The organism is Streptomyces sp. NBC_00568 (genome assembly GCF_026341855.1).
Lineage (GTDB): Bacteria > Actinomycetota > Actinomycetes > Streptomycetales > Streptomycetaceae > Streptomyces.
In genome coordinates, this window is record NZ_JAPENW010000001.1 from 436,606 (window position 1) to 452,232 (window position 15,627).

Here is a 15,627-nt window from a genome sequence, read left to right on the forward strand (position 1 = left end):
CCGCAAGATCTGTGCCGCCTCCACTACCGTACGGCGGCGGCCTGTCGCGATGTGTGGCAATAGGGGAATTGACCTCCGCGGGGGCGGCTCCGGCGCGCGGCGCGCCCCTCGACGCCCGGTGGCTCCGGGTCGCCCGGTCCGCGCGCCGGGCCGTGCCTGACCTGGTCTCAGTCCTCGTGCCCCAGTTCCAGGTCCCGTTCCGTCCGGCCGCCGCCCGTGACCTGGAGCACGGTGGCCACCGGCGGATAGCCCGCCGCGATGACGGTGTACTCGCCGGACGCCAGATCGACGAACCGGAACGTTCCGTCAGGGCCGGTGGTGAGGGTGTCCACGACATTGCCGGCGGCGTCCAGGAGCGTCACGCGCGCGTCCTCGACGGGCCGTCCGCCGACCGCCCGGACGGTGCCGCGCAGCACGGCGCCACCGGCGAGTTCGACGTCCTGGCGGGTCTCCCGGGCCGCCTGGACGGTCACCGGGAGCGCGGCCGGACGGAAGGCGGGCGCACCGGCGGCGAGGGTGTAGTCCCCGGCCACCAGTTCCGTGATGACGTAGCCGCCGTCGCGACCGCTGCGGGTGGTGGCCACCACTTCGCCGTGCACATTGGTGAGGGTGACGGCGGCCTCCCGCACCGGGGTGCCGTCGGCGGTCAGCACGCTGCCGGTGAGGCGCCCCGCGCCGCCCAGCACGACGTCGAGGTCCACCGGCCGTTCGCCGACGGTCACCGAGACGGCCTGCGGCTGGTGCCCGCCGGCCGCGGCGATCAGCACGTACGAGCCCGCGCCGGGCGTCGACAGCGCGTACCGGCCGTCCTCGGCGCTGGCGCCCCGCCCGATCTGCTGTCCCCCGACGTCGATGAGGGTGAGCGCGGCGCGCGCCACGGCGGTGCCGTCGGGGTGCTGCACCGTGCCGCAGACGGGGATTCCGGCGGCGTACCCCGAACGGGCGGGCGGGATCCGGTCGTTCAGCCGCGCGGCCTCCGGGTCGGCGGTGGGAGAGTTCTGGGACACCAGCGGTTTCTCCTTGAGGAAGAAGGCGATGAACAGGCCGAGGACGAGGACCGGTACGAGGTAGAGGAAGATCCGCGGCATGGCGTCCGCGTAGGCGCCGATGTACCGGTCGCGCAGGGCGGCGGGCATCGCGTGGACGAGCTGCGGGGTGATGGACTCGGAGTCCGGGGTCGCGGCGCCCGCGCGCGCGGGGACGCCGTCGGCGAGCGCGTCGGCCAGCCGGTCGGCGAAGAGCGTGCCGAAGACGGCGGCCCCGACGCTGCCGCCGATCTGCCGGAAGTAGGTGTTGGCGCTGGTCGCGGTGCCGAGGTCGGCCGGGCGCACGGAGTTCTGCACGGCGAGCACCAGGACCGGCATCACCATGCCGATGCCCACGCCGAGGACCGCCATCCAGACGCTGTAGTGCAGCCGGGGGGTGCCGGCGTCGAGATGGGACAGCAGCCACATGCCCACGACCGAGAGGGCGCTGCCGATGACCGGGTACGGCTTGTAGCGGCCGGTACGGCTGATGAGCTGCCCGGAGACGATGGAGGCGGCGACGATGCCGCCCATCATGGGAAGCATCAGGAGCCCGGACTCCGTGGCGCCGGCGCCGTCGACCATCTGCAGGAAGGTCGGGAGGTAGCCGGCGGCTCCGAAGAGCGCGACTCCGACGACCAGGCCGACCAGCGCGGTGACGTTGAAGACGCCGTCCCTGAACAGCCTTAGAGGGATGAGCGGTTCGGCCGCGAAGCGCTCGGCGACGACGAAGAGCGCCGTCGCGGCGACGGCACCCGCCGCGAGTCCCAGGACGACCCGCGAGCCCCAGGCGTACTCGGTGCCTCCCCAACTGGTCAGCAGGATCAGGCAGGTCGACGCGGTGGCGAGGAGCAGCACTCCGAGGACGTCGACCCGCCCTCTGACGGCGGGCTTCGGCAGCTTCAGCACGACGGTGACGACGGCCAGCGTGAGCAGGCCGAAGGGCACGTTGATGTAGAAGCACCACCGCCAGGACAGGTGGTCCGTGAAGTAGCCGCCCAGCAAGGGTCCCGCCACAGAGGCGAGACCGAACGCGGCACCGATCAGCCCCATGAACCGGCCGCGCTGCCGCGGCGGCACGATGTCCGCGATGATCGCCTGGACACCGATCATGAGGCCGCCCGCCCCGACGCCCTGGACGGCGCGGAAGGCGATCAGCTGGTCCATGGTCCGCGCCCGTCCGGCCAGCGCGGACCCGACGACGAAGACGACGATGGCGAACTGGAAGACGCCCTTGCGTCCGAAGAGGTCGCCGAACTTGCCGTAGACCGGGAGTCCGACGGTGGAGGTGAGCAGATAGGCGGTGATCGCCCAGGACATCTTGTCGAGGCCGTGCAGCTCTCCGACGATCTTCGGGAGCGCGGTGGCCACGATCATCTGCTCGAGTGCGGCGAGAAGCAGGGCCGTCATGAGACCGAAGAACACCAACCGCACCTGGCGCGGGGCCAGTCCGGCGGGTTCCACGGCCACCGGGGCGGCCGCGGGCGGGGGTACGACGGCCGGTTCGTCCTGCACCAGAGTGATCCCGCCCACGTACCGCTCCCCTCGTCGCGCCCACCGCACAATTCCCGCTAATCGCGACAACTGCGAGCAAGCACGACGAGTTACGGCGTCCTGTCCCGCGACAGGGAGATCCACTCGAAACGGTGAGAGCGCAACACGCCTTCAGGGACGGCCTCTTGGCGAACGGCTTCCGGGCCCGCCGCCCGGTCGGCGAGGGTCACTTCCCGGCTTGCGGGGCTACTTCTCGGTCTCCTTGGCGAGGTTGGCGAGCAGCGCGTCGTAGATGCGGCCGAGGCCCTTGGGCGCGAAGGTCCGCTCGAAGAAGCCGCCGATGCCGCCCGCGCCGTTCCAGACGCTGGTGACGACGACGCGGGACTTCCCCTCGCCGGCCGGGGTCACGCGCCACGTGGTGACCATGGAGGAGTTGCGGTCCTTCTCGACGAGCTCGCCGTCGGTGGGCTCGCTCACCTCGAGCAGGCAGTCGCGGACGCGCTTGCTGGTGGCCTGGAGCTTCCAGTGGACGAGGGTGCCCTCGCCGTCGCCGCCCTCGCGCACCTCGTACTCGCTGAAGTGCTCGGGCAGCACCTTCGCACGCGTGCCGTTGTAGTCGGCCAGGGCGTCGAACACCGCCTCCGCGTCCGCCGCGATGACCCGCTCCGTCGTGGCCTCGACCTGCGCCATGGCACTTCCTCCAGCACTTGGTTCCTCGGGGGTGTGCGGTCAGCCAACCACCCGGCGCCCCGGCCGCCCAAATCGGGGTGCCCGGCGGTGCGGGCGGCACCGGCGGGGCGCCACGGGAAACCAGGTCGCACGATCAAGGGAACATGTGTTCTATTCTCTGTCCAGTGCTACCTAGGAGGCGCCATGCGCTGGGAGAACCTGACAGCGGTCCCCGCCGGGGACCCCGCCCGGGACGCCGCGCTGTTCGGAGCGGACGCGGTGACGACACGGACCTTCGACACTCCGGAGTTCCGCGGGATCACGTTCCACGAGATCAGGGCGCGGTCGATCGTGAACCGGGTGCCGGGGGCCTCCCGCATGCCGTTCGAGTGGACGGTCAACCCCTACCGGGGCTGCACACACGCGTGCGTCTACTGTTTCGCCCGCAAGACGCACAGCTATCTGGACCTCGACACCGGACTCGACTTCGACTCGCAGATCGTGGTGAAGGTCAACGCGCCGGAGCTGCTGCGCCGCCAGCTCGCCTCGCGCCGCTGGCACGGGGAGCACATCGCGATGGGCACCAACGTCGACTGCTACCAGCGCGCCGAGGGCCGGTACGGGCTCATGCCGGGCATCATCGCGGCCCTGCGCGACCACGCGAACCCCTTCTCGATCCTGACGAAGGGCACGCTCATCCTGCGCGACCTCGACCTCCTGAAGCAGGCGTCCGAGGTCACCGACGTCGGGATCTCGGTCTCCGTGGGCTTCACCGACACCGAGCTGTGGCGCACCGTGGAGCCGGGCACACCGGCCCCCGAGCGCCGCCTGGACGTCGTGCGGACGCTGACGGACCACGGGATCGGCTGCGGCGTCCTGATGGCCCCCGTGATCCCCTTCCTGGGCGACCACCCCGCCCAACTGCGCGCCACCGTACGGGCCGTCGCGGCCTCCGGAGCCACCTCGGTGACCCCGCTGGTCCTGCATCTGCGGCCCGGCGCCCGCGAGTGGTTCATGGCCTGGCTGGAGCACCACCACCCCCACCTCGTACCGCGTTACCGGCGGCTGTACGCGGAGGGCGCCTACGCCCCGAAGTGGTACCAGCGCCGGATCACCCGTCAGGTCCACGAGCTGGCGCAGGAGTACGGCATCGGTCCCACGCGCGCGGGAATGGCGCGCCGCATGACCGCCCCCGAGCCGGCGGCGCCCCCGGCACCACCGGTGCCCGGGCCGACTCAGCTGACGCTGCTCTGACGGGCTGTCACAGCGGCTTGTCGCACGCCTTTGCGATGCCGTCCGGTCCCTGAGGTCTCCCGGGAGCGCTTCGAGCGGCATCCGAGCGCATCCCGCGATCCAATCGGGTCGAGTCTTGCCAGAACGCGTTCCTCCGGGGCCCCTCTCCGGGACGATACGGCGAAGGCCGTGGCGTGCACGGCTCAAAATCCTCCGTCCTGGGAGGCCTTGTGAAGAAACGCGCAGCTGCTCTGTGCGGAGCGGCCGCCGTGCTGGCCGGGATGATCACGTCGGTCCCCGCCGACGCGAGCGCCGGCTCCGCGACCGCACCGCGCACCACCCAGACCCCGAAGCTCAGCTGGAAGAAGTGCGGTACCAGCAACTACCCGACGCTGCAGTGCGCGTCCCTGAAGGTGCCGCTGGACCACGCGAACCCCTACAGCGAGCGGATCAGCATCGCCCTGTCCCGCGTCCCGCACACCGCGAAGAAGTACCAGGGACCGCTGCTGGTGAACCCGGGCGGCCCCGGCGGCAGCGGGCTCACGCTGGCCGGGTTCGTCGCCTCCACGCTGCCCAAGGCCGTGGCGGCGCAGTACGACGTCATCGGCTTCGACCCGCGAGGCGTCGGCAGGAGCAAGCCCTCGCTGGACTGCAAGCCGGGGCACTTCAAGCCCGTCCGTCCGGACTCCGTACCGAGCACCCGGGCCATCGAGAAGGCCAACCTAGCCCGCGCCAAGGCCTTCGCCAAGGCGTGCGGCACGAAGTACGCGGACCTGCTGCCGTACCTCGACACGGGGAGCGCGGTCCGGGACATGGACGCGATCCGCGCCGCTCTCGGCGCCAAGAGGATCAACTACTTCGGTTACTCGTACGGCACCTACCTGGGGGCCGTCTACGCCAAGTTCTTCCCGAACCGGGTCCGCCGGCTCGTCCTCGACTCCATCGTCGACCCCACCGGCGTCTGGTACGACGACAACATCAGCCAGGACTACGCCTTCAACGACCGTCACCTGGCGTTCCTGGCCTGGGTCGCCAAGAACGACGCCGCCTACAAGCTCGGCACCGATCCGGCCAAGGTCGAGGCCAAGTGGTACGCGATGCGCGCGGCGCTCGCCAAGAATCCCGCGCAGAAGAAGGTGGGCGCCTCCGAACTGGAGGACACCTTCATCCCCGGCGGCTACTACAACGGCTACTGGCCCTACCTCGCCCAGGCGTTCGCGTCCTATGTGAACAGCAAGGACTCTGACCCGCTCGTCGAGGCGTACGACAACTTCGCCGCCGTCGACGCCGCGGGCGACAACGGCTACAGCATCTACACGTCCGTGCAGTGCCGTGACGCGTCCTGGCCGCGCGACTGGCACCAGTGGCGCGAGGACAACTGGGCGGTGTACGACAAGGCGCCGTTCATGGCCTGGAACAACGCCTGGTACAACGCTCCGTGCGCGTTCTGGCCCACGGACTCGCTCCGGCCGGTGGACATCTCCAACCGCCACCTGCCGCCGACGCTCCTCTTCCAGGCGACCAACGACGCCGCCACCCCGTACGAGGGCGGTGTCACCGTCCATCACGAGCTGCGCGGCTCCAGCCTGGTGGTCGAGCAGGGCGGAGGGAACCACGGCATCACGCTGAGCGGCAACGCCTGCCTGGACAAGTACCTGGCGACGTATCTGACCAACGGCAAGGTGCCGCACGGCGATGGCGAGGTCGACGCGGTGTGCGAGGCACTGCCCGATCCGAAGCCGCTGAGCAAGAAGGCGGCGACCGGCCCCTCACGGGGTTCGGCGCTGCACGGACTGCTCGGCTACCGGGGCTGAACCGCCCCTGAGCCAGGCCCGTCGGGGGCGTTGTCGGACCCATGGCCCATCATGGACCCATGATGGAGCCGACGCGCAGGTCCGCCCCCGACGGGGTCGCCCCCGCCGCCCTTACGGTGGTCCGCCCGTGAGCGGGCTCCGGGTCCGCGAGATGACCCTGGCCGACTGTCCGCGCGTGGCCGAGATCCGTGTGCGCGGCTGGCAGAGCGCGTACAAGGGCCTGATACCCCAGGCGTACCTGGACAGGCTCAGCGTGACCGAGGACGCGGCCCGGCGCCGCCGGAACTTCGAACAGGGCGACGGCACCATCGTGAACCTGGTCGCGGAGCGGGACGGCGAGGTGGTCGGCTGGGCCTGCCACGGGCCGTACCGGGACGGCGAAGCCGACGCCCGGGACGTCGAGTTGTACGCGATCTACGTGCATCCGGACCTGGCCGGCCAGGGGATCGGGCGTGCGCTGCTGCGGGAGTCCGCGGCCCGCTCCGCGGCGACCGGACACGAGCGCATGCTCCTGTGGGTCCTCGAGGAGAACACCCCGGCCCGCAGTTTCTACGAGCGGTCCGGATTCGGCCCCGACGGCGCCGAGGAGCCCTTCGAGGCGGACGGTGTCGCGGTGCCCGAGGTGCGCTACGCACGCGTGCTGACCGACGCCGGGCTCGACTGACGGACCGCAGGGGCGTGGACCGGCGCCGGCACCCGCCGACAGACACGAGCGGACGTACGGGCGGATACGCCTGCCCCCTCCCCAGGATGGCCGCGCTCCCCCTATCCCCCCTCGCCCCCCACGAGCAGATCGCCGACGGCGTCCGACGCGGGCTGCGGCGCGCATGAGCGGGCCGCCCGGCGGATCGGGCCGACTCGGGCGCCCGGTCTCACCGGACCTCTTCCTTGGGCAGCCGGGCCAGCGCGTGGACCGCTGCCTCCGCGAGCGCAGGGTGGGCCAGCGCCTCGTTCAGCACCGTTCTCGCGCGGCCGTCCCCCAGAATGCCCAGGCCTTCCGCGCAGGCGAGGGCGACCTTGCGGTGGGGGTCGTGCGGGCGGAGTCTGCGTTCCAGGGTGGTGATCAGCGCGGGTACGGCCTCCGGGGCGCGCAGTTCGACCAGGAGCCGTACGGGCTGGAGCGCGTAGGCGACCCGCAGTTCGTTCGTGGCGAGTGCCGCCGCGGCGCGGGCCGTGCGCGGGTCGCCGAGCCGGGCCAGGGCGTGGGCGGCGGACGCGCAGCGTTGCGGATCGCGGTGGTTGAGGAGCAGGACGAGCGTCTCGAAGGCCCGCCGGTCCCCGGCCGTGCCGAGCCGGAAGGCGACCAACTCCCGGGCCCAGAGCGGTTGTCCGGGCTCGGTGAGCGCCGCCGCGAGCACGTCGGGGTCCTCGGTCGCCGCAAGCCGTTCGTAGGCCGCCGAGGCTCCGGCCTCGGTCCGTAAACGCTCCGTGAGTGATCGCAACGCTTCGTCCATGGGCCGAGCCTATGCAAGCCCGTGAGGTGCGGGGACGTACATCACAAAGTCAGGGGCTGGCGCGCTCGTTACTGGCGGGTTAAGCTCAGACGAGCGAGTTACCCACTCGCATCCAACTCACGGTGGCCTGGTGACGCAGCCACCGCGAGAGCAGTCGGTTCGGTACCTCAGGTACCGCAGTACGACATGGCTCCGGGACAGGGCCGGTCGGCTTTCACCGCCCATGGGCGCCCGTTCGACGGCGCTCCGGGACGGCACCGGGCGTGTGCGCTCGTCAGCCCGGCAACACCCGCAACCTTCGCACTGTGTGCGCCCGTCGGCGTACCCGCGTGCGCTCCTCAGTCGTCACCCTCTTCCAGGAGTCCCGCGATGGCCACTCCCCTGTCCGACACCCCTCTGTCCCCGCTCAAGACCGTCGCCGTCGTCGGCCTCGGCACCATGGGCACCGGCATCGCCGAAGTCCTGGCCCGGGCCGGCCGCGACGTGATCGGCATCGACATCAGCGAAGCCGCGGCCGCCCAGGCCGTGGCCACCCTCGAAGCCTCCACCGCCCGCGCCGTGCGCCGCGAGCACCTCAGCGAGCAGGAGCGCACGGACGCCCTCGCCCGCTTCCGCACCTTCACCGACCTCGCGGCCGCCGCCACCGCCGACCTCGTGATCGAGGTGACGCCGGAGTCGTACGAGATCAAGCAGCAGGTCTTCCGGGCCCTCGACACCATCGTGCGACCCCAGGCGATCCTGGCGACGGGGACCAACGCCCTGTCCGTGACGCGCCTCGCCGCCGACTCGGCCCACCCCGAGCGCGTGCTCGGCCTGCACTTCTTCAACCCGGCGCCCGCGATGAAGCTCGTCGAGGTCGTCTCCTCGGTGCTGACCGCGCCGGGGGCCGTCGCCGCGGTCACCGACCTGGCGATCGAACTCGGCAAGGAGCCCGTCGCGGTCGGCGACCGCCCCGGTTTCGTCGCCGACGGACTGCTCTTCGGCTACCTCAACCAGGCGGCCGCGATGTACGAGGCGAAGTACGCCTCCCGCGAGGACATCGACGCGGCGATGAAGCTCGGCTGCGGGCTGCCCATGGGCCCGCTCGCGCTGCTCGACCTGATCGGCGTGGACACCGCGCGGACGGTCCTGGAGGCGATGTACTCCGAGTCGCACGACCGGCTGCACGCCCCCGCGCCCATCCTCAAGCAGCTCAGCGAGGCGGGCCTGACGGGGCGCAAGTCCGGCCGCGGCTTCTACTCGTACGAGGTCCCGGGCAGCGACGCCGTCGTGCGGGACGCGCTGACGCCGCTGGAAGGCGCCGCCCTGGCAACGGGCCGCACCGTCCGCTCGGTGGGTGTCGCGGGCTCCGGCACGATGGCGTCCGGTATCGCGGAGGTCTTCGCGAAGGCCGGGTACGAGGTCGTCCTCGCGGCCCGTACCGAGGAGAAGGCGCAGACCGCGAAGGCCCGTATCGGCAAGTCGCTCTCGCGCTCCGTCGACAAGGGCCGGATGACGGCCGAGGCGGCGGCGCGGACCCTGGAGCTGATCACGCCGACCGGCAGCTACGACGACTTCGCCGAGGTCGATCTGGCCCTGGAGGCGGTCGCCGAGGACCTGGAGATCAAGCAGCAGCTGTTCGGCACCTTCGACAAGGTCTGCAAGCCCGGCGCGATCCTCGCCACCACCACCTCCTCGCTGCCCGTCGTCGCCTGTGCCCGCGCCACCTCGCGCCCGCAGGACGTGATCGGCATGCACTTCTTCAACCCGGCCCCGGCGATGAAGCTCGTCGAGGTCGTGCGGACCGTGCTGACCGCGGACGACGTGCACGCCACCGTGCGCGAGGTCTGCGCGAAGATCCGCAAGCACCCGGTGGACTGCGGTGACCGCGCCGGCTTCATCGTGAACGCGCTGCTGTTCCCGTACCTGAACAACGCGATCAAGATGGTGCAGGAGCACTACGCCACGCTCGACGACATCGACGCGGCGATGAAGCTGGGCGGCGGCTACCCGATGGGCCCCTTCGAGCTGCTCGACGTGGTCGGGCTCGACGTCTCGCTGGCCATCGAGAAGGTCCTGCACCGGGAGTTCCGCGACCCGGGCCTGGCCCCCGCGCCGCTCCTCGAGCACCTGGTGGCCGCGGGCTGCCTCGGCCGCAAGACGGGCCGCGGCTTCCGCGAATATGCCCGCCGCTGAGCATCCGGGCGACTGGTTCGCAGCCGACGCCGACTGGGGCGGACTGCTCGACCCCGCCGGAAACCCCCCGCCCTTCCCGGGCGGGGGGATCCCCGGACATGCGCGCTCTCCTGCGCACATGCAGTACGTTCGGGTCATGCCCCAGCCCGCCAAGTCCTCACGTACACCAGCCACGCCCGACGCGCCGGAGAGTGCCGCCGGAAGCCGCGCGGCGGCCCAACGGCTCAAGATGCGCCGGGAGCTGGCGGCAGCGGCCATGGAACTGTTCGCGGCCAAGGGGTACGAGGCGACCACCGTCGACGAGATCGCGGCCCAGGCCGGGGTGGCCCGCCGCACGTTCTTCCGCCACTTCCGCTCCAAGGAAGAGGCGATCTTCCCCGATCACGACGACACCCTGATCCGGGCGGAGGCGGTGCTCAACGCGGCGCCCGCGCACGAGCATCCGCTCGACACGGTGTGCCGCGGCATCAAGGAAGTCATGAAGATGTACGCGGCCCAGCCGGAGATCTCCGTCTCGCGCTACAAGCTGACGCGTGAGGTGCCGACGCTGCGCGAGGCCGAGATCGCCTCGGTCGCCCGCTACGAGCGGCTCTTCACCCGCTACCTCCTCGGCCACTTCGACGAGCACGCGCACGACGACGACGCCAATGACGATCCGCTGCTCGCGGAGGTCGCCGCGTCGGCCGTGGTCACGGCCCACAACCACGTCCTGCGGCGATGGCTGCGGGCCGGCGGCCAGGGCGACGTGGAGACGCAGCTGGACCACGCCTTCGCCATCGTCCGCAAGACGTTCGGCACGGGAATCGGCGCGGGACGGGAGACCGCGCCACGACCGGCACCGGCCTCGTCCTTCACCGAGGGGGACGTGCTGGTGACCGTGGCCCGTGTGGACGCGCCCCTGGACCAGGTGATGCGCACCATCGAGCAGGCGCTCAAGGAACGGTCGTAGCCACCCCGTCGCCCACGACGGACGGACCTCTCACCCCACCATCGACAGCACCGCTCGTCCGCACCGGCCGGACGGGTTGACCAATCGCCGGACGGGCTCGTTTTGAGCGCGTCCGGCGTTTTTGCGCCCTGATCTGATCGATCATCGCTCACGTGTTACGTAAAGATTTCACCTGAGCGCAACTTCTGGCACTCCGTGCCTTGTCAGGTGACACGGCGTGCCATACGTTGAATGTGTCCGGGCGGCCGGCGTGCAGAGACCTTTCGTACGCCGGCTGTCCCCGCAAGCACCATGGCCTGCGCGCCCGGACGCCTGCGTCACAGGCAACCTCCTGCGCCAACCACAGCGCTGCCACAGCACCACCTCCGCCGAACCGACGGCACACCCCTCATCAGCAGCACCGACGTAACCCTCAGCGTCTCCCTCAGACGCGCATCGCCGGAGGCAACACCGTGAAGGAAATCCTGGACGCGATTCAGTCGCAGACGGCCACGTCCGCCGACTTCGCCGCACTTCCGCTCCCCGAGTCCTACCGCGCGATCACCGTGCACAAGGACGAGGCGGAGATGTTCGCCGGGCTCAGCAGCCGCGACAAGGACCCCCGCAAGTCGATCCACCTGGACGACGTGCCGGTGCCGGAGCTCGGCCCGGGCGAGGCCCTGGTGGCCGTCATGGCCTCCTCCGTGAACTACAACTCGGTCTGGACGTCGATCTTCGAGCCGGTGTCGACCTTCGGCTTCCTGGAGCGCTACGGGCGGCTCAGCGAGCTCAGCAAGCGCCATGACCTGCCGTACCACATCATCGGCTCGGACCTCGCGGGCGTCGTCCTGCGCACCGGCCCGGGAGTGAACTCCTGGAAGCCCGGCGACGAGGTCGTCGCGCACTGTCTGTCCGTCGAGCTGGAGTCCTCCGACGGGCACAACGACACGATGCTCGACCCCGAGCAGCGCATCTGGGGCTTCGAGACCAACTTCGGCGGCCTCGCCGAGATCGCGCTCGTCAAGTCCAACCAGCTGATGCCGAAGCCGGACCACCTGAGCTGGGAGGAGGCCGCCGCTCCCGGACTGGTGAACTCCACCGCGTACCGGCAGCTGGTCTCCCGCAACGGCGCCGGCATGAAGCAGGGCGACAACGTGCTGATCTGGGGCGCGAGCGGCGGACTCGGCTCGTACGCCACGCAGTTCGCACTCGCCGGCGGCGCCAACCCGATCTGCGTCGTCTCCAGCGAGCAGAAGGCGGACATCTGCCGGAAGATGGGTGCCGAGGCGATCATCGACCGCAGCGCCGAGGGCTACCAGTTCTGGAAGGACGAGCACAACCAGGACCCCAAGGAGTGGAAGCGCTTCGGCAAGCGCATCCGCGAGCTCACCGGCGGCGAAGACGTGGACATCGTCTTCGAGCACCCGGGCCGCGAGACCTTCGGCGCCTCGGTGTACGTCACCCGCAAGGGCGGCACCATCGTCACCTGTGCCTCGACCTCCGGCTACAACCACGAGTACGACAACCGCTACCTGTGGATGTCGCTGAAGCGGATCATCGGCTCGCACTTCGCGAACTACCGCGAGGCCTGGGAGGCCAACCGCCTCGTCGCCAAGGGCAAGATCCACCCCACGCTCTCCAAGGTCTACTCCCTGGAGGACACCGGGCAGGCCGCCTACGACGTGCACCGCAACCTCCACCAGGGCAAGGTCGGCGTGCTCGCGCTGGCGCCCCAGGAGGGCCTGGGCGTGCGCGACGAGGAGAAGCGCGCCCAGCACATCGACGCCATCAACCGCTTCCGGAACGTCTGAGGTCCACCCATGACAGAGCGTCAGACCACAGAGGTGCACAGGGAGAAGGACCGGCCGTGGCTCATGCGCACGTACGCCGGCCACTCCACGGCCGAGGCGTCCAACGAGTTGTACCGGCGCAACCTCGCCAAGGGGCAGACGGGTCTCTCCGTGGCCTTCGACCTGCCGACGCAGACCGGCTACGACCCCGACCACATCCTCGCCCGCGGCGAGGTCGGCCGGGTCGGCGTGCCGGTCTCGCACCTCGGTGACATGCGCCGGCTGTTCCAGGACATCCCCCTGGAGCAGATGAACACCTCGATGACCATCAACGCCACCGCCATGTGGATGCTGGCGCTCTATCAGGTCGTCGCCGAGGAGCAGGGTGCCGACATCACCAAGCTCCAGGGGACGACCCAGAACGACATCGTGAAGGAGTACCTCTCGCGGGGGACGCACGTCTTCCCGCCGGTGCCCTCCCTCCGTCTCACGACGGACATGATCACGTACACGGTCAACCACATCCCCAAGTGGAACCCGATCAACATCTGCAGCTACCACCTGCAGGAGGCGGGCGCCACGCCGGTCCAGGAGATCGCGTACGCGATGTCCACCGCGATCGCCGTCCTGGACGCGGTGTTCGCGTCCGGGCAGATCGCCGAGGACCGCAAGGGCGACGTCGTGGCCCGTATCTCCTTCTTCGTGAACGCGGGCGTCCGCTTCATCGAGGAGATGTGCAAGATGCGGGCGTTCGGGCGGATCTGGGACAAGATCACGCGCGAGCGGTACGGCATCGAGAACCCCAAGCAGCGGCGCTTCAGGTACGGCGTCCAGGTCAACTCCCTCGGTCTGACCGAGGCCCAGCCGGAGAACAACGTCCAGCGGATCGTGCTCGAGATGCTGGCCGTGACCCTCTCCAAGGACGCTCGCGCGCGTGCCGTCCAACTGCCCGCCTGGAACGAGGCGTTGGGCCTTCCTCGCCCGTGGGACCAGCAGTGGTCGCTGCGCATCCAGCAGGTACTGGCGCACGAGAGCGACCTGCTGGAGTACGAGGACATCTTCGAGGGCTCGCACGTCGTCGAGGCGAAGGTGGCGGCCCTCGTCGAGGAGTCGCTGGCCGAGATCGACCGGATCGAGCAGATGGGCGGCGCGATGGCCGCCGTCGAGTCCGGCTATCTGAAGTCGCAGCTCGTCTCCTCGCACGCCGAACGCCGGGGCCGTATCGAGTCCGGCAAGGAGAAGATCGTCGGCGTCAACATCTACGAGTCGACCGAGCCCAACCCGCTCACGGCCGACCTGGACGCGGCGATCCAGACCGTCGACCCCGCGGTCGAGGCCCGGGTGATCTCCGCGCTGGGGACCTGGCGCGACACGCGCTACCAGCCGCCCTTCAACCACCCGCGCCCGTGCAAGGCGCTGGAACGGCTGAAGGAGGCCGCGAAGGGCACCGGCAACCTCATGGAGGCCACCCTGGAGTGCGCCCGCGCCGGTGTCACCACCGGCGAGTGGGCCGGGGCCCTGCGCGAGGTGTTCGGCGAGTTCCGCGCCCCGACCGGTGTCTCGTCCGCGCCCGTCGCGGTCACCGCCGAGGAGGGCACCGGGCTCGCCCTGGTGCGCCGCAAGGTGGAGCTGACCGCGAAGGACATGAACGTCGGCAAGCTCCGCTTCCTGGTGGGCAAGCCGGGCCTGGACGGCCACTCCAACGGCGCCGAGCAGATCGCCGTGCGGGCACGTGACGCCGGCTTCGAGGTGGTCTACCAGGGCATCCGGCTCACGCCGGAGCAGATCGTGGACGCGGCCGTGGCCGAGGACGTGCACGCGGTGGGCCTGTCCATCCTGTCCGGCTCGCACGCCCAGCTGGTGCCGGACGTCCTGGAGAAGCTGCGCACGGCCGGCGCGGGCGACATTCCGGTGATCGCGGGCGGGATCATCCCGAACGCCGACGCCGAACAGCTGCGGGCCGCAGGAGTGGCCGCGGTCTTCACCCCGAAGGACTTCGACATCACCGGAATCATCGGCCGTATCGTCGACGAGATCCGGAAAGCGAACAAGCTCGACCCCCTGGAGGTCCCCGCATGACCACGCCCGTCAACCGTCTGCGTCCGCGACGCTCCTGCCTCGCCGTGCCGGGCAGCAACCCCCGCTTCCTGGAGAAGGCCCAGGGGCTCCCCGCGGACCAGGTCTTCCTCGACCTGGAGGACGCGTGCGCGCCGCTGGCCAAGCCCGAGGCCCGGCACACCATCGTCAAGTTCCTCAACGAGGGTGACTGGACCGGCAAGACGCGGGTCGTGCGCGTCAACGACTGGACGACCGAGTGGACGTACCGCGATGTCGTCACGGTCGTCGAGGGCGCGGGGCAGAACCTCGACTGCATCATGCTGCCGAAGGTCCAGACCGCCCAGCAGGTCGTAGCCCTTGACCTGCTGCTGACGCAGATCGAGAAGACGATGGGCTTCGAGGTCGGCAAGATCGGCATCGAGGCGCAGATCGAGAACGCCCAGGGCCTGAACAACGTCAACGAGATCGCCACCGCCTCCCAGCGCGTGGAGACGATCATCTTCGGCCCGGCCGACTTCATGGCGTCGATCAACATGAAGTCGCTGGTCGTGGGCGAGCAGCCGCCCGGTTACCCGGCGGACGCCTACCACTACATCCTCATGAAGATCCTGATGGCCGCGCGCGCCAACAACCTCCAGGCGATCGACGGTCCCTACCTCCAGATCCGCAACATCGACGGCTACCGCGCGGTCGCCCAGCGCGCCGCGGCCCTCGGCTTCGACGGCAAGTGGGTGCTGCACCCGGGTCAGGTGGAGGCCTCCAACGAGATCTTCTCCCCCTCGCAGGAGGACTTCGACCACGCCGAGCTGATCCTGGACGCGTACGACTACTACACGTCCGAGGCGGGCGGCAAGAAGGGCTCCGCGATGCTCGGCGACGAGATGATCGACGAGGCCAGCCGCAAGATGGCGCTCGTCATCTCGGGCAAGGGCCGGGCCGCCGGCATGCAGCGCACGTCCAAGTTCGAAGCCCCGGAGGCCTGAGCAC

Annotated in this window: 11 protein-coding genes; 8 read left to right on the top strand and 3 right to left on the bottom strand. The window is 70.4% G+C overall.

Translation table 11 applies throughout. The annotated features are described in order from the left end of the window. Nucleotides 1-167 precede the first annotated feature (167 nt). Together OOK38_RS01890 and OOK38_RS01895 are read right to left on the bottom strand one after the other, a co-directional pair. Entirely contained in the window at nucleotides 168-2,558 is a 2,391-nt protein-coding gene (locus OOK38_RS01890; RefSeq protein ID WP_266763828.1) for an MFS transporter, read from the bottom strand. Between the two features lie 207 nt (nucleotides 2,559-2,765). Then, on the bottom strand, nucleotides 2,766-3,209 hold the full coding sequence (locus tag OOK38_RS01895; RefSeq protein ID WP_266763827.1) for an SRPBCC family protein: 444 nt from the start codon (nucleotides 3,207-3,209) through the stop codon (nucleotides 2,766-2,768). A gap of 183 nt (nucleotides 3,210-3,392) precedes the next feature. On the opposite strand from OOK38_RS01895, the gene OOK38_RS01900 reads away from it, so the two are divergent. From OOK38_RS01900 to OOK38_RS01910, 3 genes are all read left to right on the top strand, one after another. Further along, the gene (locus tag OOK38_RS01900) at nucleotides 3,393-4,442 is read left to right on the top strand and encodes an Rv2578c family radical SAM protein (protein ID WP_266763826.1); all 1,050 of its coding nucleotides are present in this window, start codon (nucleotides 3,393-3,395) and stop codon (nucleotides 4,440-4,442) included. Nucleotides 4,443-4,651: 209 nt separating this feature from the next. Then, nucleotides 4,652-6,235, top strand: coding sequence for an alpha/beta hydrolase (locus OOK38_RS01905; RefSeq protein WP_266763825.1), 1,584 nt, complete (start codon nucleotides 4,652-4,654; stop codon nucleotides 6,233-6,235). A gap of 127 nt (nucleotides 6,236-6,362) precedes the next feature. Further along, entirely contained in the window at nucleotides 6,363-6,899 is a 537-nt protein-coding gene (locus tag OOK38_RS01910; protein WP_266763824.1) for a GNAT family N-acetyltransferase, read from the top strand. Nucleotides 6,900-7,107: 208 nt separating this feature from the next. On the opposite strand, the gene OOK38_RS01915 is transcribed toward OOK38_RS01910, so the two are convergent. Continuing rightward, nucleotides 7,108-7,689 carry an adenylosuccinate lyase gene (locus OOK38_RS01915; protein WP_266763823.1) on the bottom strand — a complete coding sequence of 194 codons (582 nt, stop codon included), beginning with the start codon at nucleotides 7,687-7,689 and terminating at the stop codon, nucleotides 7,108-7,110. 369 nt (nucleotides 7,690-8,058) lie between these two features. Between OOK38_RS01915 and OOK38_RS01920 the strand changes: the two genes are divergently transcribed. The 5 genes from OOK38_RS01920 to OOK38_RS01940 all read left to right on the top strand — a co-directional run bounded on the left by OOK38_RS01920 (nucleotide 8,059) and on the right by OOK38_RS01940 (nucleotide 15,623). Beyond that, the gene (locus OOK38_RS01920; protein WP_266763822.1) at nucleotides 8,059-9,864 is read left to right on the top strand and encodes a 3-hydroxyacyl-CoA dehydrogenase family protein; all 1,806 of its coding nucleotides are present in this window, start codon (nucleotides 8,059-8,061) and stop codon (nucleotides 9,862-9,864) included. Nucleotides 9,865-10,000: 136 nt separating this feature from the next. Continuing rightward, a complete protein-coding gene (locus OOK38_RS01925) occupies nucleotides 10,001-10,813 on the top strand; it encodes a TetR family transcriptional regulator (RefSeq protein ID WP_266763821.1) in 813 nt (270 codons plus the stop codon). Between the two features lie 452 nt (nucleotides 10,814-11,265). Next, nucleotides 11,266-12,603 (top strand): crotonyl-CoA carboxylase/reductase, encoded by a 1,338-nt coding sequence (gene ccrA, locus OOK38_RS01930; RefSeq protein ID WP_266763820.1) that lies wholly within the window; start codon nucleotides 11,266-11,268, stop codon nucleotides 12,601-12,603. Nucleotides 12,604-12,612: 9 nt separating this feature from the next. Further along, a complete protein-coding gene (locus OOK38_RS01935) occupies nucleotides 12,613-14,661 on the top strand; it encodes a protein meaA (RefSeq protein ID WP_266763819.1) in 2,049 nt (682 codons plus the stop codon). Beyond that, on the top strand, nucleotides 14,658-15,623 hold the full coding sequence (locus tag OOK38_RS01940) for a CoA ester lyase (protein ID WP_266763818.1): 966 nt from the start codon (nucleotides 14,658-14,660) through the stop codon (nucleotides 15,621-15,623). The genes OOK38_RS01935 and OOK38_RS01940 overlap by 4 nt, the downstream gene beginning before the upstream one ends. The last annotated feature ends 4 nt before the right edge of the window (nucleotides 15,624-15,627 follow it).

Bases quoted from the DNA above. Each gene is read 5' to 3' on its own strand.
- OOK38_RS01895 (WP_266763827.1), bottom strand. From the start codon at position 3,209: ATGGCGCAGGTCGAGGCCACGACGGAGCGGGTCATCGCGGCGGACGCG.
- OOK38_RS01900 (WP_266763826.1), top strand. From the start codon at position 3,393: ATGCGCTGGGAGAACCTGACAGCGGTCCCCGCCGGGGACCCCGCCCGG.
- OOK38_RS01915 (WP_266763823.1), bottom strand. From the start codon at position 7,689: ATGGACGAAGCGTTGCGATCACTCACGGAGCGTTTACGGACCGAGGCC.
- OOK38_RS01920 (WP_266763822.1), top strand. From the start codon at position 8,059: ATGGCCACTCCCCTGTCCGACACCCCTCTGTCCCCGCTCAAGACCGTC.
- OOK38_RS01925 (WP_266763821.1), top strand. From the start codon at position 10,001: ATGCCCCAGCCCGCCAAGTCCTCACGTACACCAGCCACGCCCGACGCG.
- OOK38_RS01935 (WP_266763819.1), top strand. From the start codon at position 12,613: ATGACAGAGCGTCAGACCACAGAGGTGCACAGGGAGAAGGACCGGCCG.
- OOK38_RS01940 (WP_266763818.1), top strand. From the start codon at position 14,658: ATGACCACGCCCGTCAACCGTCTGCGTCCGCGACGCTCCTGCCTCGCC.